Genomic DNA, 22766 nt, shown 5'->3' on the forward strand with positions numbered 1-22766 from the left:
TAGGTAGAGAGCCGTCCCCATTCGCGCAATAGGCCGCGCTGCGGTCGGCTCCACACAAGCATTAACTATTTATTTACCTCGTTCGAAGGAAAGTCCCTCGCGACGGCGCCCCCCCGCCATCAAAGCGTTCCGGCGCGATTCGCGCCTCGAGTCTTCGCTCGTCCAGTTTCCTCACGCCTGCACGGGTCGAGCCCGCCGGATATCCGATGACAGAGGCATTTCCCTTCAGCTTCAAGGGTATACATCACGAAACCCGCGACGTCGCACGCGCCGCGGCGCGACGATCGGGCAAGAGCCTTTCCGATTGGCTCGACGATGTGATCCAAGAAAAAGCAATTATCGACGATCGCGCCCCCGCCGACGATGACGACGAGCCGACCGCGCCGGCGCGCCGGCGCGCTCTGCGCTCGCGCATCTATGGACGCACGGATCGCGGCCGTCTGCGGCGCGACGCCTCGCCGAGGCGCGACATGCGCGACGACGAGCCGGACGATGATTTCGCCCCGGCGCCGCGGCGCGGCCGCGGCGAGATCGACGCCAAAGCCATCGTCGACGACGCCGTCGCCCTCTTCGAACGGCGTTCCGCCGAGAGCGAGCGCAAGACGGCGAACGCCCTCTCCGGCCTCGCCAAGCTGATCGACCGCAATCATTCGAACCGCGCCCGCCTCGGCGACGATATCGGCGCCGTGATGGAGCGACTCGGGCGGATCGAGGAGCGCGTCTCCACTCGCCCGGACGAGGGCGTCAAGCCGATCCGCAATGCATTGGCGCGGCTCGAGGCGCGCATAGACAGCCTGTCGCACGACGATCGCGCCTATGAATTCGAGAGCGCGCTCGGCGCCCTCGACCAGCGGCTCGCCGACATAGCGGCGCGGCTCGACGAAGAAGCCGAGGAGCGCCGCCTCGCGGAATCGCGTCGGCGCCAGCAACGCGAAATTCAACAAGACCACGAAAGGCGCCAGGAGCACGAAAGGCGCCAGGAGCGCGACGCTCAGCCGGAACGCGAGCGCCGGGCCGCGACACGGCGGCCGCTCGCGGACGCCGTCGCCGAGATCACCGAACGCCAACGCGCGCTCGAGGAGCAAGCGAGCGGCCATGACGGCGAGCTCGCCGTCGCACGGCGCGCGAGCGAAGCGCGGCCGGCGATCTTCGACGGCCTCGCCGAATCGATCGAGGCGCTCTCGCGCCAGCTCGCGGCGTCCCGCGCCGAGCAGAACGTTCAAGGCGAGCAGCAAGCGGCCGTCGTCGCCCAGATCGATCTATTGCGCTGCGATCTCGAGGGGCTCTCCCGCGCGCTCGTCGATCTCGCGCCGCGCGCCTCCGTCGCCGCCGTCGAGACCGCCCTGCGCGAGCTCACCGCGCGCGTCGAGGCGCAGCGTCTCTATGGCGTCGAGGATATGGTGCTGGCGCCGGTCGAGCGGCTAGCCGCCGATCTGCGCTCGATTCTGCGCGATCTCGATCCGAGCCGCATCGTCGCCGTTCTCTATGAGGAAGTGCGATCGCTCGGCGACAAGCTCGCCGAGCATCACGCCGAAGGCGGCGCGGACCGCGCCGCTCTCGACGAGATCGCTGGAGAGACGCGCGAGATACACGAACTGTTGAAGGCCGTCTCCCGGCGTCCGCTGCCGATCGAAAAGCTCGAGGCCGGCATAGCCGCGCTGACCACGCAGGTGGACGAGCTCGGCGCCGCCGGCGCAACTGTCGCCACGGCGAAGGATGTGAGCGAGCTCATCCACGGCATTCGCTCGATCGTCTCGACCGAGATCGGCGGCTCCTTCGCCGCGCTCGAGCGCCGGCTCGAGGAATTCGCCGTCAAGCTCGACTCCGTCTCGACGAAGTCCGGCGGCGCCAAGCGCTTCGACGAGATCCACGAGCGCATCGAGCAGGTCCACAAATCGCTCGCCGCGCGCATAGAGCGCAGCGGCTCGGGCGTCGACGTCGATCAGGTCGAGCAGCTTTTCGCCTCTTTCGCCAAGAAGATCGACGCGGCCGCGGAAGCCAAGATCGTCCACCCCGTCGACGAGCTCGGCCGCAAGATCGAAAAGCTCGAGCGGCGACTCCAGCCGGTCGCCGCGAGCGCGCAGAAATCCGCCGATTCCGAGCATTTGCGCGAGATCGCCAAGAATATGGACGAGCTGCGTTCGGAGTTCAAACGCAAGGAGCGCGGCGGCTCCAGCGTCGATCCGAACCAGTTCGAACGGCTGTTCACCTCGCTCGCCGAGAAGATCGACGCGGCGACCGAGGCGAGAATCGTCCATCCCGGTTTCGACGAGCTCGGCCGCAAGATCGAGAAGCTCGAGCAGCGGCTCCAGCCGGTCGCCGCCAACGCGCAGAAATCCGCGGGCGCGGACCAGATGCGCGCGCTCGCCGAGCGCATCGATCATGTCCATGCCGAGCTCGCCGCGCGCATCGATTCGACCGCGCGCCGGCGCGCCGACGACGCCAATCTGCAATTGGCGGAGCTCGTCGGACAGCTCGCGCACAAGATGGACGCGGCGCTCGATCCGGAAGCCGACCGCACGACCTTCACCGCGCTCGAGCAGCAGATCGGCCGACTCGCGGAACGGCTCGACCGCTCCGACATGAACGGCGATTCCTTCGTCGCGATCGAGCGCGCGCTCGGCGCGCTGGCGACCAAGGTCGAGGAGACGCGCAGCACCACCGTGCGCGTCGCCGAGATCGCCGCGCGCGAGGCGGCGCAGGATGCGCTGCGCGACGCGACCGCACAGGGCGGCCTGCAGGACGCGCTGGAAAAGGAGCTCGCCGAGCTTCGTAATTTCCAGGACGAGGCGGGCCATCGCACCAATCAGACGCTCGCGGCCGTGCATGAGACGCTGCAGCGCGTCGTCGAACGCCTCTCCATGTTCGAGGACGAGCTCACCGATCTGCGCAAGGTCAAGCCCGCCGCAACGGAGCCGCAACGCGCCAAGGACGGCGCCGATCCGCGCCGCGCCGCGCGGGTGAAGCCGGCGGCGCCGGTCGGCGATGTCGAGGATATACTGCTGGAGCCGGGCGACCGTCGTCCGCGCCGCGAGCCGACCATCACCCGCGAGGACGATCGCTCCGGCTCCGTGCAGCAGGATTTCATCGCGGCCGCGCGCCGCGCCGCCCAGCAGGCCGCGGTCGACGCCCAGGCCGCCGCGGCGCAGGGCAGCAAGGCCGCGAAAAAAGTCGCCGCCGAGCGCGCTGCGAAACCGGAGCCCGAACGCGTGGCCGCCAGCGGCGGCGGCGTGACCGCCGTCGGCGCGGCGCTGCAATCCCGCCGGCGGCCACTGCTGCTCGGCGTCGGCGTGCTGGTCCTGCTCTATGGCGCCTATCAGATCGCTCGCGTGACGCTCGACTCTCCCGCGCCGCAGGCCTCCGCCGTTCAGGCGGAGCCGGAAGAGGCGACGGCCGCCGCCGAGAAGCCGGCGACGGAGGCCTCCGCCAACGCCGCCGAGCCGACCGCCAAGGACGGAGCCGGCGCCACGACGACTGCGGCTCCGGCCGCCGCCGTCTCCGCAGCGGAGCCGACCAGAGCGCCCGCCCTCGCCCCGGCTGCGCCGAAATCGCTCGGCGTTCCGGCTCTCGCGCCCGGCGCTTCTGGCGTCGGCGCCTTCTCTCCCAATCCGCAGGCGCCGGCCCCCGGCCGGTTCGGCTCCCAGACGGTCGATCCTATGCCGGTCGGCGCGATCGGAACCTCCACGGCGGCGCCTCCCGCGACGCCGCGACAGGATGTGCTCGCGACGATCAAGGAGATCGCCGCCGCCGGCGACGCCAATGCGCAATATGAGCTCGGCCTGCGCTACGCCGAAGGCCGCGGCGGCGCGCCGCGCGACCCGAAGATCGCCTATCAATGGTTCGAGAAGGCCGCCGGCAAGGGGCTCGCTCCGGCCCAATATCGGCTCGGCTCCATCTATGAGAAGGGGATGGGCGTCGAGCGCGACTATGGGCAGGCGCTCTCCTGGTACAAGCGCGCGGCCGAGGCCGGCAACGCCCGCGCCATGCATAATCTCGCCGTGCTTTTCGCGGGCGGCGGCGACGGCAAGCCGGATTACGGTCAGGCGGCGCAATGGTTCCGCAAAGCGGCCGAATATGGCGTGCGCGACAGCCAGTTCAATCTGGCCATACTCTGCGCCCGCGGGCTCGGCGTTCCGCAGAATCTGACGCAGTCCTATCTGTGGTTCTCGGCCGCCGCCACGCAGGGCGACGAGGACGCCGGCAAGAAGCGCGACGAAGTGCGCGCCCGCCTCGACTCGAAAGACCTCGCGGCCGCCAAGGCGCTCGTCGAGGGCTTCCGCCCGAAGCAGCCGGACAGCGCCGCCAATGACGTGCCGCCTCCGCCCGGCGGCTGGGAGAACGCCAGGGCCCCCGCCAAGCCGGAGATCAAGCCGGAGACCAAGCCCGCCGGCAAGCCGAAGGTCTCCGCGCTCTAAAAAGCCGGGCACTGTGTCGCCGCGGCGACAGCGACGAGAAATTCGACGCCTCGCGCCCGCCGCGAGGCGTTTTCTGTCTCGACGCCCCTCGCGCCATTGCCGACCCTGCCGCTATGGCGAAGTTTCGGCCCGGCCCGCGGCAGATCGCGCGCGCTCGTGACGAGGGGACTCGCGGCTTTGCTGCTGTTGCAGACGCTCGCCCTCGCCTATTCGGAGGCCCGGCCGCGCCGTCGCAGCCGGGGCTCGCCGCGGCGGGCCAGATCTGCCGGCCCATGACCGACGGCGGCCACGCGCCGACGCGGTCCGACGGGCCCGGCCATTGCCTCTTCTGCCCGATCTCCTGCGCCCATGGCGACGCCGAGCTCGCGACGCTCTTCGCGACGGCGATCCTCCTCCTCGACCCCCGCGATGGCGACGCGACCACCCGCGAGTCGCCCGCGTGCGCGGGGCTCACATCGCGAGCGCCCCTCCACGGCCTCTGCTATAAGTCCCTCGGCCGCAACGCCGCGGCCGAGGAGCCCTCATGTCGGACAAGGACAAACTCGCTCTGCTCGAGCGCATCGCCTCCGCGCTCGAGCGGCTCGCCCCGCCGTCGCCGCGCGCGCCGGATTTTTCCGCCGCCGAGGCCTTTGTCTGGCGCGCCGCGCGCAGCGAATTTTCGCCGGTCGCCGAGGTCAATCGCGTCGATCTCTCGCTGCTCGAGGGCATAGCGCGGCAGCGCGATCAGCTCATCGACAACACGCGCCGCTTCGCGCGTGGCCTGCCGGCCAATAATGCGCTGCTGTGGGGCGCGCGCGGCATGGGCAAATCCTCGCTCGTCAAGGCCGTCCATGCGACGATCGCGCGCGAGGCGCAGAACGAGCGTCCGCTGAAGCTCGTCGAAATCCATCGCGAGGACATAGAGAGCCTGCCCTCACTCCTCGCGACATTGCGCGAAAAGCCGTTCGGCTTTCTGCTGTTTTGCGACGATCTCTCCTTCGACGGCGCGGAGACGAGCTATAAATCCTTGAAATCCGCGCTCGAGGGCGGCGTCGAGGGGCGGCCGCGCAATGCGCTGTTCTACGCCACCTCCAACCGCCGCCATCTGCTGCCGCGCGACATGATGGAGAACGAGCGCTCCTCCGCCATAAATCCCGGCGAGGCGGTGGAGGAGAAAGTCTCGCTCTCCGATCGCTTCGGCCTGTGGCTCGGCTTCCACAATTGCGCGCAGGACGATTATCTCGCCATGGTGTTCGGCTATGCGCGCCATCACGGGCTCGATGCGACCAGTGAGACGATCGAGCGCGAGGCGCTCGAATGGTCCATCACGCGCGGCGCCCGCTCTGGACGCGTGGCCTGGCAATATGTGCAGGATCTCGCCGGGCGGCTGGGCAAGCGGCTCGACGGCTGAAACCTCTATCGGCCCGCGTCACGCGCCGGCAGCACGATGAAGAAGGTCGCTCCGAGGCCGGGCTGCGCCTCGACGCTGAGGCGCCAGCCATGGCGATCGGCGATCGCCTTGCAGATGGCGAGGCCGACGCCCGAGCCCGGATACTCCACCTTGCTGTGCAATTGCTTCAGCGGCTCGAAAATCTTCTGCGCATATTGCGCCTCGAAGCCGATGCCGTCATCGGCGATGGCGAGGCAGAGCGAGGCCTCGTCGCGAAAGGCCCTTATGTCGATCGTCGCCGGCTCGCCCGGCTTTCTGTATTTGATGGCGTTGGCAAGAATATTCTGCACGAGCCGCTGGAATTGCGTGGCGTCGGCCTCGATCGCGACGGCGGGCAGATCGATCTCCACCCGCGCCTTGGTCTCGGCGATCGTCGGCGACAATGCGGCGAGCGAGAGCTCGATCGCGGCGCGCAGATCGAGCGAAGCCAGCTCGAGCTCGTCGTTCACTATGCGCGAGAAGGACAGAAGATCCTGCACCAGCGCGCGGGCGCGCAGCGCGGAAAAACGCATGACGGCGTTGGCGTGGACGATCTCGTCATTGTCGCCGCGCAGGATCGCCTCCTCCATCAGATCGCCGAAAACGGCGATCTTGCGCAGCGGCTCCTGAAGATCCTGCGAGGCGACGAAGGCGAAGCGCGCGAGCCGTTCGTTGACGCGCTCGAGCTCCTCCGCGCGCGCGATGAGCGCGGCCTCTTCGGCGCTCGTTCCGCGCAGATCGACGACCGTCGCCAGAAAGATCGTCTCGTCGTCGCGCTCGATCATGGTGAAGCGCGCGTCGACCGGAAAACGCACGCCGTCGCGCCGCACGCCCTCTAGGCCGAGGCCGAGGCCGGCGTCCAGAGGCGACGCCTCCGGCAACAAGCGGAAAATGGGCATGCCGATGATCTCGGCCTCGGCCTCGAAGCCGAACATGCGGCAGGCCCAGGCGTTGGCGCCGGTGATAGTGCCGAACTGGTCGATGAGCACGAGTCCCGCGACCGTCTCGTCGAACACGAGTCGACGCCAGTCGTCGGCCGTCGCGGCCTCCGGCATTCTCCCTCCTTCGTCACGTCCGGCCGCAGCGCGGTTTTCCGCGCGCATTGTCGAGTTCTCGTCTCGCCGGACGCAGTCTCCCTGCGCCGATACTGGCCTGTGGCCCCGCCGAGGTAAAGAAGAAATTCGCGCCGTCTCGCACGAATCCTCACGAAGACTTCGGCTATGCAGGAAACATCGGATGGAGTTCTTCGACAATTCGATTCAACTCTGACAAACCGATCACGCCCAATGTCTCAGCGCATGACCGACGAAGGCGTAGGCGATCCACAGGAAGCCGACCGAGGTCACGACGAAGGTCGCCGCCGTGTAGATTTTCCAGATCGCCTTGTCCCAGAAATTCGGATCGAAAGCGGCGATGGTGAAGACGGTCGGATTGGTGAAGCCGCCGACAGCCACGCACCAGCAGGCGACGATCGGGAGCTCCACGCCGGAGCCGTAGAAAGCGACGCCGAAGCCCGCCATCATCGCGTAATCGATATGGGCGCGGATCATCGTCTTATAGTCGATGACGAGAGCGTCGAGGCCGGCGATCGGAAACCATTTGGCCAAGGTCATGAGCCAAGCGGTCGTGATCAGAGCCGTCATGCAGGCCGCTGAGCCGATGAGCAGGATTTCCACCTTCGAAGTCTCCTCGCTATCGATTGGACGATGAGGAGTCGTTATCGCGCGAATGTCCCGCTTTCGCTCGGGGCTTATTCCCGGATCGCATCGGGATGATTGCCCGATGGACAAAAAAAAACGGCCGCGCCCGAGGCGCGGCCGTTCGAAACTTCCGATCCGGAAAGATCAGCGGATCACATAAGGCAGAAGGCCGAGGAAGCGGGCGCGCTTGATGGCCTGGGCCAGCTCGCGCTGCTTCTTGGCCGAGACGGCCGTGATGCGCGAGGGCACGATCTTGCCGCGCTCGGAGATGTAGCGCGAGAGCAGGCGCGTGTCCTTATAGTCGATCTTCGGGGCGTTGGCGCCGGAGAAGGGGCAGGACTTGCGGCGGCGGAAGAAGGGGCGGCGGGCTGCGGCGCTCATCAGAATGTCTCTCCTTCGGCGCGGGGTTCGTCACGGCGCGGGCGACGATCGCCCCTGTCGCCACGGTCGCCTCTATCGCCACGATCGGGGCGCGGGCCGCCGGGGCCGCGGCGGTCGCCGCGATCATCGTCGTCACGCTTGCGAAGCTGCGCGGACGGGCCTTCCTCCAGCGCCTCGACACGCAGGGTGATGAAGCGCAGAATGTCCTCGCTCAGGCCTTCCTGACGCTCGACCTCGGCCAGGGCCGCCGGCGGGGCGTCGATGTTGAGAAGGGTGAAATGCGCCTTGCGGTTCTTCTTGATCCGATAGGCGAGGGACTTCACGCCCCAATATTCGGTCTTGGACACCTTCCCGCCGAGCGAGGTGATGATGCCCTTGAACTGCGTCGTCAGCGCTTCGACCTGCTGGGGCGAGACGTCCTGACGCGCAAGATAGATATGCTCGTAGAGAGCCATTCTCTTGCCTTTCCTCATTGTCGCGAGCCGCTCTCGGCGCAGAGCCCTCCGAGCCTCGTGGGAAAGGCTCGAACGGGAAGTTCGAAGGCGGAGACACGGGAAGACGGGCGAACCCAACCTCGGACGGAGCCGAAGGCCTTCCGTTCAGCCTCCGGCCGGAAGCGTCGCGAAGCGCGCTTTATAGCGGGGCGGGCGCAGGATGCAAGTGCGGACGCTTCGACAGTTCAGGGCCGGCCGCCCTTCAGCGGCCGTCGAACCAGGCCTTCCACTGCGGGACGGCGGTCGCGAATGTGCCGCGATGCGTCGTCGGCCCGGTGGAGACCGCCTCCACGACGGTATTGCCCGAGCCCATGGCCTGCGCATAGGTCATCGCCATGCGGCCGACGCCCTGAGTGATCGCCTCGTCCGCCTCGCCGTAATAATTGTGGACCGGCGATTTTATCACCCAGCGATAGGCCTGCGTCGCCGCTATCAAGCGTCCGAAGGCCGAATTGGCGAAATAATGCGAGTCGAAATAATCCGCCCGGATCAGCTTGCGCAGATCGGCCGGAATGGCCGCCGGATCGAAGGGCTGGCGGTCATAGGCCTTTTTGACGATCTCATAATAGTCCTCGGCGAACAAAGAGCGGGCGAGACCAGGAACGCCATAGTAGTTCTCATAGGAAAAAGCGGACAGGATGAAGATGCTGTTCAGCCAGACGGCGTCGTTCGGGCGTGGGAAGTCGAGAAAACCCTCCATGGCGGCGAAGAGGTCGAGCGGCGCGCTGGCGGTGGCGGCCGCCTGAACGGGAACGCCCGCGCTCTCGAGCTTCTCCAGAAAGGCCATGGTGACGAAGCCGCCCTGCGACCAGCCCGAGAGGAAGAGCTTGTCACTCTTCAGCTTCAGATGGTCGAGCACGCTGCGGCTGGCGACCAGCAAATCATAGCAGGCCTGCTGATGGCTGGCCTTCACCATATAGCCCTCGGGCTCCTGCGAGACGCCGAGGCCGAAATAATCGGCGCCGATCATCGCATAGCCCTGGCCCGCGAATTGCGCGATCATCAGCTGTGTCTCGGGCGACTCCTCGGCGAAGGACGGAACCTCGTGGCGCCCATAGACCGTGCCATGCTGATAGGAGACCAGGGGGAAAGTGGTCTCCTTCGTGTCCGGGATGGCGAGCAGGCCCGAGGCGACGGTCGGCGCATTGCCCTTCTCCGGTATGACCGACGGATAAGTGACGCGATAGAGCTTCACCGCATTGCGCGCCGGCGTGTAGGCCACTCGGACGCCCGCGAATTTGGGCGTGTCGGTCTCCAATATCTGGTTCAGGCGATGAACGTCCCAGCGCGCCAGAAACTCGTATTTCACTCCAGAGGAGACTTGCTCCGGCGCATTTCGCGAGGCCGGAGCCGCCCCCGCGGCCGCTCCCCAGAGCAACGCCGCGAACAACGACAGGGCGCGAAGAACTTTCGACATGAAGGAGCCTTTTCGGTTTGCGGATGAGCAACACGTCTGCTCCCCTGAGCTATCGTCCGGCGGTAAATGCGCCGTGTAGACGAGGCATTTGCGAGACCGCGCGGCGCCGCGAGGAGGCAAGGCCATTGTCTCGCCATCCCATTTCGGCCGCATTTCCTTTCGACAAACGGGGCCCAACCGTGGCAGGAGAAGGCTGAAGCATGTTCTCGCACCATATTCGTTTCGCAGGCGCGCTCGCGCTCGGTCTCGCAGCCTCCTGGCCGGCGCTGGCCGCCAATCCGCTGGATCGCGGCCCGGTCGCGGATTTCATCAATAACTTCCGCCTGCAATCCATCCCCAGCCAGACCGTCGTCTGGCGCCATCCCCAATACAAAAAGGGCACCATCGTCGTCTCCACCAAGGAGCGGCGGCTCTATTACGTGCTCGGTCCCGATAAGGCGATCGAATATGGCGTCGGCGTCGGCCGCGAGGGCTTCACCTGGTCCGGCGTGAAGACGATCACCGCCAAGCGCGAATGGCCGGATTGGCGCCCGCCCGCGGCCATGCTGAAGCGCCGGCCCGACCTGCCGCGCCATATGGAGGGCGGCCAGGACAATCCGCTCGGCGCCCGCGCGCTCTATCTCGGCTCCAGCGATTATCGCATCCACGGCTCCAATGAGGGCGACACCATCGGCGAGGCCGTCTCCTCCGGCTGCATCCGCATGACCAACCGCGACGTCGCCGACCTCTACGACCGGGTCAAGATCGGAACCCGCGTGGTCGTGCTGAAATGACAGGGGGGCCCTTCTCGAGCTATCAACTCCGCCTCCCTCCATCGTAGAGGCGGCGTTCTTTAGAGTTTCGAGGAAAACGGTCATGCGCAAGTTCTGCATTCTGGCGGGCCTCGTCGCCGCCTATGCGCTGCTCACGGGCTGCGACAAATGCACCTACGAGCTGCAGGACATCCGCCTGCCGCTGCTGCCGCACGCCTGCTCGCGCTGAGCCGCTTTTTCAGCGGCGCCGTTTGCTCTATAGAGCGCTCTGCCCGTCCTCGCTCGCGAGCGGCGGGGTCCAGCGAAGGTGAGCAGATGGCGGCCGGCCATTATGTCGAGATGAAGCAGCGCGGCGAGAAATTCGTCGTGCTGACCGCCTATGACGCGCCGACGGCGCGGATCGAGGTCGAGGCGGGCGTCGATATCGTCATGGTCGGCGACAGCGTCGGCACGAATGTGCTGGGCTACGCCAGCGAGCGCGAGGTGACGCTCGGCGATATGACGCATCATATCGCCGCCGTGCGCCGCGGCGCGCCGGGCGTCTATCTCATCGGCGATCTCCCCTTCGCGACCTATGAGACAGAGGCGCAGGCGCTGGAGAGCGCCGCGCGGCTCGCGCAGGCCGGCGCCGATTGCGTGAAATTCGAAGGCGCGCGGCCCGAGATCCTGCGCGCGCTGAAGCGCGAAGGCCATGACGTGTGCTGCCATATCGGGCTCGAGTCGCAGCATCAAGAAGGCAAGCGCCGCCAGGGCAAGACGGCCGCGGCGGCGGCGAAGCTCCTCGCCGATGCGCTGGAGCTGGACGCCGCGGGATTGGATTTTCTCGTTCTCGAGCTCATTCCGCGCGAGCTCGCGGCAAAGATCAGCGAGCGCCTGCGCGCGCCGACGATCGGCATAGGCGCGGGCGCCGATTGCGACGCGCAAGTGCTGGTCGTGCATGATCTCGCCGCCCTCGGAACGCGCGACTTCAAGCATAATCGCCGCTATGCCCTGCTCGGCGCCGCGCTGCGCGAGGCCGTCGCGGCTTACGCGCGTGACGTGCGCGAGGGGCGCTTCCCCGCCGAGGAGAACGGCTTCTCACTGGAGGCGGCCGAGCTCGCGGCTTTCGAGAAGACCATCGCATGAGCGCGTCTCGAATCGGCCTTCTCCTCGTCAATCTCGGCACGCCCCAGGGCGCCGATTATTGGTCGGTGCGCCGCTATTTGCGCGAGTTTCTGTCGGATCGACGCGTCGTCGATCTGCCGCCTGTGCTGTGGCGCCCGATTCTCGAGACCTTCGTGCTGAGCTTTCGTCCGCGCCGCTCGGCGCGCGCCTATCGCTCGGTCTGGAACATGGAGCGCGACGAAGGCCCGCTGAAGACGATCACGCGCGCGCAGGCGGAAAAGCTCGGCGCGCGCTTCACGGATCCGGGCGTCATCGTCGATTTCGCCATGCGCTACGCCGGGCCCTCGATCGGCGAGAAGATCGACGCGCTGCGCGCAAAGGGCTGCGAGCGCATTCTGCTGTTCCCGCTCTATCCGCAATATGCCGCCTCGACGACGGCCTCCGTCTTCGACGATGCGGCGCGCGCCCTGGCGCTTCTGCGCGAGCAGCCGACGCTGCGCATCGTTCCGCCCTTCTACGACGACGCCGCCTATATAGACGCACTCGCGGATTCGACGCGCGCGCAGCTGGCGGCGCTCGATTTTACGCCCGAGATTCTGATCGCGTCTTTCCACGGCCTGCCACAGGCGCAGATCGATCGCGGCGATCCCTATCGCCGCCATTGCGAGGCGACGCTCGATCTCTTGCGCGCGAAGCTGGGCATGTCGGCCGAGCATTTGCGGCTCGCCTTTCAATCGCGCTTCGGCCGCACGCAATGGACCGGGCCCTATACGGCGAATGTGCTGCAAGAGCTGGCGCAGAGCGGCGTGAAGCGCGTCGCCGTGCTGACGCCGGGCTTCGTCTCCGATTGTCTCGAGACATTGGAGGAGATCGGCGCCGAGCTGCGCCATGCCTATCTCGACGCCGGCGGCGAAAAATTCGCGCGGCTCGACTGTCTCAACGACAGCGAGGATGGGCTGCGCGCGCTGGAGACGATCGCGCGGCGCGAATTGTCGGGCTGGGTGTGACGGCGATCTAGCGCCGCCCCGTCAGCCGCCGCCACAGCTCGTCGAAGGGCCGGAAGACGAAACGCACCTCATGCTTGCCCTGGGGCACGGCGACGGCGCGGAACATCACATTGGCGCGCAGAATATCCGCCGGCTCGCCGTCGATCTGCGCCGTCCAGGACGGATGGAAAATATCGTTCAGCACGACATAGCCGCCGCCATGCGGAACATCGGCGTCGATGATGACTTCCGTATTCGCATAGGAGCGGATGCGCGCGCCGCTCGCCTCCCCCTCCTCCGGCCGCGAATGGCGGCAGACGGGCGGCTCCTCCAGCAGCACGCTGGCGCGATAATCGAGATCGGGCCACACGCCATCCTCGATCATCTGCGCGAAATCGGCGCGCGAGGCGCAGGTTGCGAGCAGCACGCGCGGCAGCGCGCGCTTGTTCTCATAGACGTAAGCGTCCTTGGTGCGCCCGATGAATTCGAGATCGCCGGGTTTCAAATTCTTGTCGATCTCCTCGATCGGCACGCCGGTCGCGATGAAGCGCAGCCCCATGAGATCGGCGAGCGTCGAGCGATAGGAGGGATAGAGCTTGGAGAAGACGCGCTGATCGGGAAGCGCGAGATGATCGCCGGCGCCAGTCGCATCCTCGAGCAGGCGCAGGCGCACCGGATTATAGCCGAACTCCTGATCGAAGCCATGCACCAGCGAGGCGTTGGGCCAGTGGAAATCGATGCCCGCGAGCTCGGCGCGGTCGCGCCGGTCCGGCGCCGCAGTCGCGGCGAGGCGCGCGCGCAGCAGAGCGATCGTGTCGTTTTGCGTGCCCTCGCGCAGCACGTCGAAATTCTGCGGCGGCAGCGCCGTCGATTCATTGGGGCCGTTGTTGAAGGCGAGATCGAGCGTCATCGTCGCGCCGACCGCGGCGAGCAGCGCATAGCGACGCGCCCTGAGCCAGGGCGCGAAAGCGACGACGAGAGAGGCCAGCGCCACGAAGCCGGCGCTCTCGGCGAGCGGCAATAGAGCGGCGGCGAGATGGTCCTTGCTCCAGGCGAGCAGAAGGGCGAGGGCGAACAGCGCGACCAGCACCGCCGCGAGGAAGCGCAGCGGCGGCTTGCTCGGCGCATTGGCGACGACATGAAGGCCAAAGCCCGCGAGAATGGCGAGCACGGCGCAAAGCGGGAAAGTGGCGTCGGCCGGACGGCGGAAGAGATCGACGCCGGGAATATGGAACATCAGCGCAAAGGCCGGCGTGAAACGGCCGAGCGCATAGAGCAGCAGCGCCAGCGCCGTCGCCGTGAAGAAACCGATCTCCCGATTCGACGGCAGGCCATGCCGCGCCAGGGCGATGAGCGCGACCAGCGGCAGCGCGCCGATGTAGACGTCGCACATGTTGCGGGCGAGGAAGAGATCCGGCGAGCCGAAGATCAGCGCGGGCGGGCCCCAGAAATTCGCGAGCGGACCATCCGTGCCGAAGAGATTGGCCGAGACGAAAGTGAGGAGCGAGGCCGGATGCAGCGAGCCGCGCAATGCGCCTTCGAGATCGATGGCCGGCCGGTTGGATTGTGACGCCAGCTCCATCGTCAGCAAGAGCGGAACGATGATAATCGCGACGCCGCAGGCCGCGCCGGCCGCGAGCGGCGCGATGGCTGTGGAAATCTTCGCGTCGTCGGAAAAGACGCGGAAGACGGCGTAGGCCGAGAGGACGAGAACCTCGAGAAAGGCGACCTGATCGCGTCCGAGCACGAGAAAGGCCGCCGCCACGCCCGCATAGGCCCCCCATTGCGCCGAGCGGCGATCGAGCGCGCGCGCGAGCAGGAACAAAGTCACGGGGAACCAGGCGAGGCTCATCACCTGCCCCGTATGCTGAATGCGCCAGGCGGCCGAGCCGCCGAAGGCGAAAGCCAGCGCACAGAGCAGCGCGCCTTCCGCCGAAATTTTGCGATCGCGGAAATAGGCGATGAAGGCGAGGCCGCCCATCGCCAGCATGGCGAAGACGATGCCGTCCTCGAGCGCGAAAGAGGGCTCGGGAACGAGCCAGGCGGCGATGAGGAAGAAGGGCGAGAAGATCAGCGATTGCGGATCGGCCACCTGCGGCGAGCCGGCGAAGACATTGGGCGTCCAGAAGGGCGACTGGCCCGAATGCAGCGCATGCGCGAGAAAGGCGAATTGCGGCTGGAAATGCGCCTTGGCGTCCCAGGGGATCGTGACCCGGCCGGACGCCCAAGGAAAGGCGAGCACCACCGCCGCCGCCAGAAAGACGAGCGCCGCGGCGCCATAGGAAACATTGGTCTGCGGACGCTCGGTCACTTCTGGGCTCACTCCGACGAATCTCACTCGCGCCGCATTGCGCATGATTTTTTCAAAAGCGCAAAGGAGAAGGCCGCGGTGGCGCGCTCAGGCGCCGACAGCGCGCTGCGGCCGTGGCGCAGCGGCCTGCTTTTCCGCCTCGGCGTCGAAGCGGCGCCGCGAGTCCTCTATCGTCTCGACATGTTCGAGCGCCCAATCGCCGAGCCGATGCAGCGGCTCGCGCAGCGAGCGGCCGAGCGGCGTCAGCTCATAATCGACGCGGGGCGGAATTATGGGATAGACCGTGCGCGTGACGAAACCGTCGCGCTCGGCCGCGCGCAGCGTCAGAGTCAGCATGCGCTGCGAGATGCCGCCGATGCGCCGCCGCAGCTCGTTGAAGCGCAAAGGCCCGTCGCCGAGCGATTCGACGACCAGCACCGTCCATTTGTCGCCGATCCGCGACAGAATGGCCGCGATGCGCCCGCATTGAGCGGGAACATGAATGTGACCGCGTTCCAAAAATGTGCCTCCTTGCGCGTCCCGGCGACAGGGAGCAAACTAGCCTAAGTTACCAGTTTATACCAGGAGCGAGCCCCATGACCCGCCTTTTGCACGTCGATTCGAGCATTCTCGGAGAAAAATCATTGAGCCGGAGCCTCACCGCCGAGCTGGTGGACAAGTTGCGTGGCGATATTCCCGGCCTCGAGATCGCCTATCGCGACGTCGCCGCCGTGGCGCCGCCGACGCTCTCCAGCGCCCTGTTTTTCGCGCGCGCCAGTGGCGCGGAGCCCGAGGATGCGACCCTGCGGGCCGATCTTTCGGCCGCTCGCGAGCTGCTCGAGGAGTTTCTCGCGGCCGATATCGTCGTCATCGGCGCGCCAATGTATAATTTCTCGATTCCCACGCAATTGCGCGGCTGGATCGACCATCTCGTCGTCCCCGGCAAGACCTTCGCCTATACGCAATCGGGCATTCAGGGGCTCGTCGCCGGCAAGCGCGTCATCGTCGTCTCGACGCGCGGCAGTCTCTACGGCGCGGATTCCGCGCGTTCGGAGCAAGACCATCAGGAGGCCTATCTGCGCACGACCTTCGGCAATCTCGGCGTGACCGATTTCGCCTTCATCCGCGCCGAGGGCGTCGCCCTCGGCGAGACGCAGAAGAAGGAGGCGCTCGCCGCCGCCCGCCGCGATATCGCCGCACTCGCGGCCGCGTGAAAAAAACGGCCCCGCGGAGAGACGCGGGGCCGCGACCTGAGGGGAAAATTGCTTGGTTCTATAATTACTCTGCCGCCGAATTGGCGGCGACTCGCGACGCCACACGCAACCGACGCGTTCAGTCGAACACGGAGCCCAGCGCCGCCCCGATCAACCCGAAAACCACTGCGCTGGCGAGGATGGCCGGGCCGCCCAGGAGGCCATAGCCCACCACCCCGCCGATGACCGCCGCTATGCCGCCGACGATCAGCTTGCCAGTGTTATTGTCCTTCTTGCCGGCCTCGCCGGACTTTTCCGCGATATTGTCGGCCATTTGCGCTTCTCCTCGAGAAAAGAGTCGCTCTCGACGCCGCATCACGCCTTCTCTCTAGCAGCGGCGTGTAATGCTCTCGTGAGAGTCTCTTGACGGGGGAGTGACAGGCCTTTCGCCCGGCGCGGCTTTCGCCCGGGACGAAAGCTTAGTAAAGTCGCGCCGCAATTTCGGCCGGCGCGGGGAGCCGGTCCCCAATCGAGGACAAAAGACGTGACAGGGACATTGGATACGAGCGGGCGCGCCACGGCGAGCGTCAATGTGTTGGCGGGCGAGATCGTCGACCGGCTCGTCGCGGGAGTGGAGCGCTATCGCCTCGCCGTTTCGCGCGGAAGCCTCGGAGAGCTGCTGATCGACGCCGGCGCCAAAGTCGCCGGCGGCCTGGACGCGGGCCTTCTGCTCACGGAAATCTGCCTCGGCGGCCTCGGCAAGGTCACGCTCTCGCCGGCGCCGGGCCAGAAGAACTGGCCCTTCTGGCTGACTGTCTCCAGCAATGACCCGGTCGTGGCCTGCCTCGCCAGCCAATATGCCGGCTGGAGCCTTTCCCATGAGAAATTCTTCGCGCTCGGCTCCGGCCCCGGCCGTTCGCTGGCGCGCAAGGAGGCGCTGTTCCAGGAGCTTCCCTACAAGGACTCCGCCGATCGCTCGACCATCGTGCTCGAGGCCGGCGCGCCGCCGCCGGAGGCCGTCGTGGCCAAGGTCGCCAATGATTGCGGCGTCTCTCCCGACAAGCTCGCCTTCATCTATGCGCCGACGCAGAGCCTCGCCGGCAGCGTGCAGGTGGTCGGCCGCGTGCTCGAGGTGGCGCTGCACAAGGCGCATGAGCTGAAATTCCCGCTCGAGCATATTGTGGACGGCATCGCTGCCGCGCCGCTCTCGCCGCCGCATCCGGATTTCGTCACGGCCATGGGCCGCACCAATGACGCGATCATCTATTCCGGCCGCGCCCATCTCTTCGTGCGCGGATCGGCGGCGGCGGCCAAGGAGCTGGCCGAGAAACTGCCGAGCTCGACCTCGCGCGACTACGGACAGCCTTTCGCGGAAATTTTCAAAGCGTATAAGGGCGACTTCTACAAGATCGACCCCAGCCTGTTCTCGCCCGCCGAGGCGATCGTGACGGCAGTGGAGACAGGCGAGACTTTCCGTGGCGGAGCCATCGACGAAAAACTGCTCGAAGCCTCTTTCGGCTGAGCCCGCGCGCCCCCGTGAGGGGGCGCCGCGCATCGCGATCTTCACCGACGAGCTCGACTGGCATGTCGAGCGCCTCATCAAGGGCTTCGCGCGTCACGGCGCGCGGGCCATTCCCGTGCGGCTCGGCGCCTGCAAGATCGACACGACACGACCGCAGGCGCTCGCCATTCCAGGCTTTCACGGCGGCCTGCCGGACGCCGCCGTCGTGCGCGCGATCGGCGACGGCTCGCTGGAGACGATCACGCTGCGGCTCGGCGTGCTGCACGCGCTCGACGCGCTCGGCGTTCCGCTGGTCAATAGCGCGCGCGCGATCGAGCGCTGCACCGACAAATCCGCCGCGAGCTTTCTGCTCGCCGCCGCGCGCATCCCGACTCCCGCCACCTTCGTGACCGGCTCGCGCAGCGAGGCGCTGCGCATCATCCGCAGCGAATGCGGGCTCGCGCCGCTAGTGCTGAAGCCGCTGTTCGGCGCGCAGGGCTGGGGGCTGAAGCTCATTCGCCGCGAGGAGGATCTGCCGACGAAGGAAGAAGCGCGCGGCGTCTTCTATCTGCAGCGCTTCGTCCCGCCGCGGGACGTGTGGTACGAGGATATGCGCATTCTCGTTTCGCATGGCGAGATCATCGGCGCGATGCGGCGGCGCTCGCGGCGCTGGATCACCAATGTGCGCCAGGGCGCAAAGCCTTGCGCCTGCGAGCCGACGGCGCGCGAGCGCGAATTGGCGCTGCGCGCCACCGCCGCCCTGGGCGCGGATTTCGCCGGCGTCGACATCATCAGCGGCGCGGACGGCCTGCCCATGGTGCTGGAGGTCAACAGCATGCCGGGATGGAGCGGGCTGCAGAGCGTGACCCCTTTCCAGATCGCCGAGCGCATCGCCGGCGACATAATGGCGGCGGTCGGCGCCGCCGCGCGCCGCGCCCATGGCTGAGTCCCTTTCGGAACAAATCGCGCGCGCCTTCATCGCCGCCTGCGAGGACGAGCTCGCCGCGCCCAAGCCCGGCAATGTCCACATATTCGCCCCCGGCCATGGCATGGAGGCGCAGGATTTCGTCGCCAGCGCGAAGGCCGCCGCGCCGCGCCTCAGCGCGCCCGGCGCGCGCGTCGGCGCCCGCATCCTCGACGCGGTGGAGGCGACCTGGGCGCGCGTCGGCTGCAACACCAATCTCGGCATCGTCCTGCTCTGCGCGCCGCTCGCTCATGCGGCGATGCAGGAGGGCGACGCCCCCCTCGCCGACAGACTGGCGGCGACGCTGGGCGCGCTCGATTCGGCCGACGCCGATCTCGCTTTTCGCGCGATTTTACGCGCCTCGCCCGCCGGACTCGGCGCCGCGCCGCAGCATGATGTGACCGAGCCGGCGCGAATCTCCTTGCGCGAGGCGATGGCGCTCGCCGCCGATCGCGACCTCGTGGCGCGCCAATATGTGAATGGATTCGCCGAGATTTTTGTGGTCGGCCGAGAGGCGATAAGGCGCTCCAGGGCGCGCGGCCACGACAGGGCGATGACGACGCTCCATCTCTTCATGACTTACGCGCGACAATTTCCCGACACGCATATCCAGCGGAAATTCGGCGAAAAAGTCGCCAAAGAGACCTTGACGCGCTTTCAAGAAGCGGCTTCTCTTCTAGACGCCGTCGACGATAGAGACTCCATGTTTCGGATCGCTCTGGAACTGGATCGTTCTCTCAAAAAAAGCGGCTATAATCCGGGCGCCTGCGCGGACCTGACGGTCGCCGCGCTTTTTGTCGATTATCTGCTCGCCATCTTGCCGAACGTCCACAAAAATGGTTGAGTTCGCGCCGCGCGAGATGGTCTCGCGACCGGCTCGACCGGCTCGGCCGCATTTCGGCCTGACGCCGGCGAGACAGAGGGAGGCGCCCGCGTCGGCAGCCGCGCGGGCGATAAGTCGAGTTTATCGAAAGGAAGAAACATGGCCCTGATCAACAAGCTCCTGGTCGGCGAGTCGCTCGTCGGCGAAGGCAATGAAGTCGCTCACATCGACCTCCTGATCGGACCGCGCGGCAGCGCGGCCGAGACCGCCTTCGCCAATGCGCTCGTCAACAACAAGGACGGCTTCACCACGCTGCTCGCCGTCGTTGCGCCGAATCTGCTGGCCAAGCCGAACACGATCCTCTTCAACAAGGTCACCATCAAGAACGCCAAGCAGGCCGTTCAGATGTTCGGACCGGCTCAGGCCGGCGTCGCCAAGGCCGTCGCCGACTCCGTCGCCGAAGGCGTGATCCCGCTCGCCGAGGCCGATGACCTGTTCATCTCGGTCGGCGTGTTCATCCATTGGGAAGCCAACGACGACAAGAAGATCCAGGAGTACAACTATCAGGCCACGAAGGAAGCCATCGCGCGCGCCGTCAAGGGCGAGCCGAAGGCCGCCGAGGTCGTCGCCAAGCGCAACGACGTCAAGCATCCTTTCGGCGCCAACTGAGCTCATCGCTCGGTCGGCTGGCGAGCGACGGCGCGCATCCCGCGCGCCGCAGCTTCGCTGCGATGCGGCGCCCGTCGCCGTGATTTTCGAGGAGCCGTCCGCGGCTCCTCTTCGTCGACTCGAATTGAAGCGAATCGATCCGCGGTCGGCGCGTCACCAGTCGGCTTCCTGACGGAAGTTGCAGCGAGATTGGGGGGCCTCGCGCAGGCCGAGAACAACGCCGCCAAGGCGTGACGAACAGACCGAAAGGAAATCGAATATGGCTTCGATACTGGATAAGATTTTGGGCGCCCTCTTTCCGAAGGCCGGCGCCGGTTCCTCCACGCCGAAACTTCTGGTCGGCGAATCGCTCGTCGGCGAGGGCAATGAGGTCGCGCATATCGACCTGCTGATCGGACCGCGCGGCAGCTCCGCCGAGACGGCCTTCGCCAATGCGCTGGTCAACAATAAGGACGGCTTCACCACTCTGCTCGCCGTCGTCGCGCCGAACCTTCTGGTCAAGCCCTATACGATCCTCTTCAACAAAGTGACCATCAAGAACGCCAAGCAGGCCGTTCAGATGTTCGGCCCGGCGCAGTATGGCGTCGCCAAGGCCGTCGCCGACAGCGTCGCGGAAGGGATCATCCCGATCGAGCAGGCCGAAGACCTCTTCATTTCGGTCGGCGTGTTCATTCATTGGGAAGCCAATGACGATCAGAAGATCCAGGACTTCAACTATCGCGCCACGAAGGAAGCCATCGCCCGCGCGCTGAAGGGCGATCCGAGCGCCTCTCGCGTGCTCTCCGAGCGCGTGACCGCCAAGCACCCCTTCGCCGCCGCCGAGTAAGGCGCGGACATATGTCTATCGACCAAAGAGGAGCCGCCGATCGCGGCTCCTCTTTCTTTTTATGCGCTGCGAAGATCGTCTCGCGACAGCCGCCCGTCATGCAATGCCGAGGCGACGAGCACGCCGGCGACGCCGATCTGCGCGAGCCGCTCGAGATCGCGCGCATCACGCAGCCCGCCGGCGGCGTAGATTTCCCTGCCCTGCGCGCGGCGCGCCAGCGACGACAATAGCGCGAGGTCTGGCCCGGCGAAGGCGCCGACGCGCGCCAGAGTCATGGCGATGACGCGCGGCGGCCAGAGTTGCGGATTATCCAACAGATCGCGGGGCCCCAGAAAGGCGTCGCCGCGAAAATCGAGCGAGAGAATGGCGCGCGCCTCATGCGAGAGATCGGGGGCGACATTCTGCGCGAGACTTTCGCTGCCGATGACGGGAAAGAGATTGGCGAGCCCGAAGGCTCGCGGTCCAGGCGCCGCATCGGACCGCGAGTCGGCAGGCTCGCTTTCGGCGCCATTGTCGACCCAGAAACAGATTTGCGGAAAACGCTGCGCCAGCGCATCGATCGCCGCGCCGTGATCGCCGCGCCGCTCTATGGCGTCGAGATCGGCGACATAGATCGTATCGAAATCATGCAAGCGCAGAAATCCGGCGACGACCGCCTCCGGCGCGCTGCCGGCGGCGAGCGGCGTGACGATCGGCGCGTAGGACGCGCGCTCGCCGCGAAAGGCCCGCACGACATGGCCGCCCTTCAGATCGATGACCGGAATGATCCGCATAGGCGCGCCTTATAGAGGATCGTCCGCCGGCGCGCGATCCTCAGCCTTGCGGGAAACATTCGACATGGGTCTCGGCGGTGCGCCCGAAATAGACGGCGCGGCGCCCGGAGAAGGAAACCACATAGCCACAGCAGCCGCCGGCCATCACCTTTTCGCAGAACCCCGAATATGTGTAGCCGGGAGCCGATTGCTGGGCCTCCCTGATCGCCGCCTGCACGACGGCGGCGTCCAGAGAGGCGGCGATCGGCGTGCGATGACGACGCGTCGGGAGGGCGATGCTGTCGCCATCGGGCGAATAATAGGTCGCCGTCGCGCGGCGGAAGTCGATCGCATAACTCTCGAACCCTGCATGCATCAGCTTTCCCACGATCTCGGGAAATGTCATGCTGTCGCTTTCGGCGGCGCGCAGACAGTTTTCGGCGATTTCGGATAGCGGCGTAGTCATGAGCTCTCCTTCGTTCGAGGGGGCGGTTCGGCGCTGAAAACGCATCAAAACAAAAGACTTCAGTCGAGAGGCATTTTGGTGAGGCCGAGTCGCGCGACGGTCTCGCCGAGAATGCGCTGGAGCGTGCGTCGGTCGTCATCGGAGAGATGCGCGAAGCACTCGATCTCGTTTTTGTCGGCGAGAGCGGCCAACTCCGGCACGAATTTGGCGCCTTTGGCTGTGAGCCTCAGCGTTTGCGCCCGCCCGTCATTCTTGCTGGCCTCGCGAATGACGAACGCTTTGGCGATCAGGCGATCGGCGAGCTTCGTGATCGCCCCGCGCGTCAGTCCCATCTCATTCGCCAACCGGCTCGGAGCGCTCGGCTCCCTGCCGTACAGCACGCGCATCAGTCCCCATTCGGCGACGGTGACATCCTTGTCGGCGAGCTTTCGCGCGAAGCCATGCGACACGTGATTCGAGACTTGCCGCAGCCAGAAGCCGAGATGGTCGGTGAGCCGGGAGACGCGAGAAGACACGAGCGAGAGCCTCATATGATTTCCTAGGAAACTAAATCTAGATGGTTGCCTAGTCAACCAGATTCGTGAATGTGAGACATTTCGCGCGCCTTTGCGGCGCGCCGCAAAAA

23 protein-coding genes are annotated in these 22766 nt (G+C 66.5%); 12 read left to right on the forward strand and 11 right to left on the reverse strand.

Features of this window, described 5'->3' with window-relative positions; all coding sequences use genetic code 11:
* The first annotated feature begins 206 nt into the window (after positions 1–206).
* Both IY145_RS05860 and IY145_RS05865 read left to right on the forward strand, forming a co-directional pair.
* Positions 207–4415, forward strand: coding sequence for an SEL1-like repeat protein (locus IY145_RS05860; protein WP_196407343.1), 4209 nt, complete (start codon positions 207–209; stop codon positions 4413–4415).
* A 523-nt stretch (positions 4416–4938) separates the two neighbouring features.
* Positions 4939–5805: an ATP-binding protein gene (locus tag IY145_RS05865; protein WP_196407344.1), complete on the forward strand. Its 867-nt coding sequence runs from the start codon at positions 4939–4941 to the stop codon at positions 5803–5805.
* A 5-nt stretch (positions 5806–5810) separates the two neighbouring features.
* On the opposite strand, the gene IY145_RS05870 is transcribed toward IY145_RS05865, so the two are convergent.
* The 5 genes from IY145_RS05870 to IY145_RS05890 all read right to left on the reverse strand — a co-directional run bounded on the left by IY145_RS05870 (position 5811) and on the right by IY145_RS05890 (position 9815).
* Positions 5811–6878, reverse strand: a complete 1068-nt coding sequence (locus tag IY145_RS05870) for a sensor histidine kinase (RefSeq protein ID WP_196407345.1) — start codon at positions 6876–6878, stop codon at positions 5811–5813.
* A 222-nt stretch (positions 6879–7100) separates the two neighbouring features.
* The gene (locus IY145_RS05875; RefSeq protein WP_196407346.1) at positions 7101–7499 is read right to left on the reverse strand and encodes a hypothetical protein; all 399 of its coding nucleotides are present in this window, start codon (positions 7497–7499) and stop codon (positions 7101–7103) included.
* 168 nt (positions 7500–7667) lie between these two features.
* Positions 7668–7904, reverse strand: coding sequence for a 30S ribosomal protein S18 (rpsR, locus tag IY145_RS05880; RefSeq protein WP_018266677.1), 237 nt, complete (start codon positions 7902–7904; stop codon positions 7668–7670).
* Complete coding sequence (rpsF, locus tag IY145_RS05885; protein ID WP_196407347.1) at positions 7904–8359, reverse strand: 30S ribosomal protein S6; 456 nt, start codon at positions 8357–8359, stop codon at positions 7904–7906. Before rpsF ends, rpsR begins: the two co-directional genes overlap by 1 nt.
* Before the next feature lie 241 nt (positions 8360–8600).
* A complete protein-coding gene (locus IY145_RS05890; RefSeq protein ID WP_196407348.1) occupies positions 8601–9815 on the reverse strand; it encodes a S9 family peptidase in 1215 nt (404 codons plus the stop codon).
* A gap of 200 nt (positions 9816–10015) precedes the next feature.
* On the opposite strand from IY145_RS05890, the gene IY145_RS05895 reads away from it, so the two are divergent.
* The 4 genes from IY145_RS05895 to hemH all read left to right on the forward strand — a co-directional run bounded on the left by IY145_RS05895 (position 10016) and on the right by hemH (position 12678).
* Entirely contained in the window at positions 10016–10588 is a 573-nt protein-coding gene (locus IY145_RS05895) for a L,D-transpeptidase (RefSeq protein ID WP_196407349.1), read from the forward strand.
* A gap of 82 nt (positions 10589–10670) precedes the next feature.
* Positions 10671–10796, forward strand: coding sequence for a hypothetical protein (locus IY145_RS26135; protein ID WP_281433663.1), 126 nt, complete (start codon positions 10671–10673; stop codon positions 10794–10796).
* An 86-nt stretch (positions 10797–10882) separates the two neighbouring features.
* Positions 10883–11692: a 3-methyl-2-oxobutanoate hydroxymethyltransferase gene (panB, locus tag IY145_RS05900; RefSeq protein ID WP_196407350.1), complete on the forward strand. Its 810-nt coding sequence runs from the start codon at positions 10883–10885 to the stop codon at positions 11690–11692.
* Complete coding sequence (hemH, locus tag IY145_RS05905; RefSeq protein WP_196407351.1) at positions 11689–12678, forward strand: ferrochelatase; 990 nt, start codon at positions 11689–11691, stop codon at positions 12676–12678. Before panB ends, hemH begins: the two co-directional genes overlap by 4 nt.
* A 7-nt stretch (positions 12679–12685) precedes the next feature.
* Here the strand turns inward: hemH and IY145_RS05910 are convergent, their stop codons facing one another.
* Together IY145_RS05910 and IY145_RS05915 are read right to left on the reverse strand one after the other, a co-directional pair.
* Positions 12686–14968, reverse strand: coding sequence for a hypothetical protein (locus tag IY145_RS05910; protein ID WP_196407352.1), 2283 nt, complete (start codon positions 14966–14968; stop codon positions 12686–12688).
* Positions 14969–15055: 87 nt separating this feature from the next.
* Positions 15056–15466, reverse strand: a complete 411-nt coding sequence (locus IY145_RS05915; RefSeq protein WP_196407353.1) for a winged helix-turn-helix transcriptional regulator — start codon at positions 15464–15466, stop codon at positions 15056–15058.
* A gap of 77 nt (positions 15467–15543) precedes the next feature.
* Here IY145_RS05915 and IY145_RS05920 point away from each other — a divergent pair, with 77 nt between their 5' ends.
* Positions 15544–16161, forward strand: coding sequence for an FMN-dependent NADH-azoreductase (locus IY145_RS05920; RefSeq protein WP_196407354.1), 618 nt, complete (start codon positions 15544–15546; stop codon positions 16159–16161).
* A gap of 118 nt (positions 16162–16279) precedes the next feature.
* Here IY145_RS05920 and IY145_RS05925 read toward each other — a convergent pair whose 3' ends face one another.
* Positions 16280–16474: a hypothetical protein gene (locus IY145_RS05925; RefSeq protein ID WP_024881060.1), complete on the reverse strand. Its 195-nt coding sequence runs from the start codon at positions 16472–16474 to the stop codon at positions 16280–16282.
* A gap of 210 nt (positions 16475–16684) precedes the next feature.
* Between IY145_RS05925 and mch the strand changes: the two genes are divergently transcribed.
* The 5 genes from mch (at position 16685) to fae (IY145_RS05950) (ending at position 20923) form a co-directional block, all read left to right on the forward strand.
* Positions 16685–17662 (forward strand): methenyltetrahydromethanopterin cyclohydrolase, encoded by a 978-nt coding sequence (gene mch / locus IY145_RS05930; protein ID WP_196407355.1) that lies wholly within the window; start codon positions 16685–16687, stop codon positions 17660–17662.
* Entirely contained in the window at positions 17616–18587 is a 972-nt protein-coding gene (locus IY145_RS05935) for a RimK family alpha-L-glutamate ligase (protein WP_196407356.1), read from the forward strand. Before mch ends, IY145_RS05935 begins: the two co-directional genes overlap by 47 nt.
* Positions 18580–19449 (forward strand): triphosphoribosyl-dephospho-CoA synthase, encoded by an 870-nt coding sequence (locus tag IY145_RS05940; protein WP_196407357.1) that lies wholly within the window; start codon positions 18580–18582, stop codon positions 19447–19449. Before IY145_RS05935 ends, IY145_RS05940 begins: the two co-directional genes overlap by 8 nt.
* A gap of 138 nt (positions 19450–19587) precedes the next feature.
* Positions 19588–20097: a formaldehyde-activating enzyme gene (gene fae / locus IY145_RS05945; RefSeq protein WP_018266692.1), complete on the forward strand. Its 510-nt coding sequence runs from the start codon at positions 19588–19590 to the stop codon at positions 20095–20097.
* A gap of 259 nt (positions 20098–20356) precedes the next feature.
* The gene (fae, locus tag IY145_RS05950; protein WP_246721798.1) at positions 20357–20923 is read left to right on the forward strand and encodes a formaldehyde-activating enzyme; all 567 of its coding nucleotides are present in this window, start codon (positions 20357–20359) and stop codon (positions 20921–20923) included.
* A gap of 59 nt (positions 20924–20982) precedes the next feature.
* Here the strand turns inward: fae (IY145_RS05950) and IY145_RS05955 are convergent, their stop codons facing one another.
* The 3 genes from IY145_RS05955 to IY145_RS05965 are packed head-to-tail and all read right to left on the reverse strand — an operon-like array spanning position 20983 to position 22671.
* Positions 20983–21696 (reverse strand): HisA/HisF-related TIM barrel protein, encoded by a 714-nt coding sequence (locus IY145_RS05955; RefSeq protein WP_196407358.1) that lies wholly within the window; start codon positions 21694–21696, stop codon positions 20983–20985.
* A 40-nt stretch (positions 21697–21736) separates the two neighbouring features.
* Positions 21737–22141, reverse strand: a complete 405-nt coding sequence (locus tag IY145_RS05960) for a DUF1398 domain-containing protein (RefSeq protein ID WP_196407359.1) — start codon at positions 22139–22141, stop codon at positions 21737–21739.
* 59 nt (positions 22142–22200) lie between these two features.
* The gene (locus IY145_RS05965) at positions 22201–22671 is read right to left on the reverse strand and encodes a MarR family winged helix-turn-helix transcriptional regulator (protein ID WP_210332627.1); all 471 of its coding nucleotides are present in this window, start codon (positions 22669–22671) and stop codon (positions 22201–22203) included.
* Positions 22672–22766 lie beyond the last annotated feature (95 nt).

This window comes from Methylosinus sp. H3A, from assembly GCF_015709455.1.
Taxonomy (GTDB): Bacteria; Pseudomonadota; Alphaproteobacteria; order Rhizobiales; family Beijerinckiaceae; genus Methylosinus.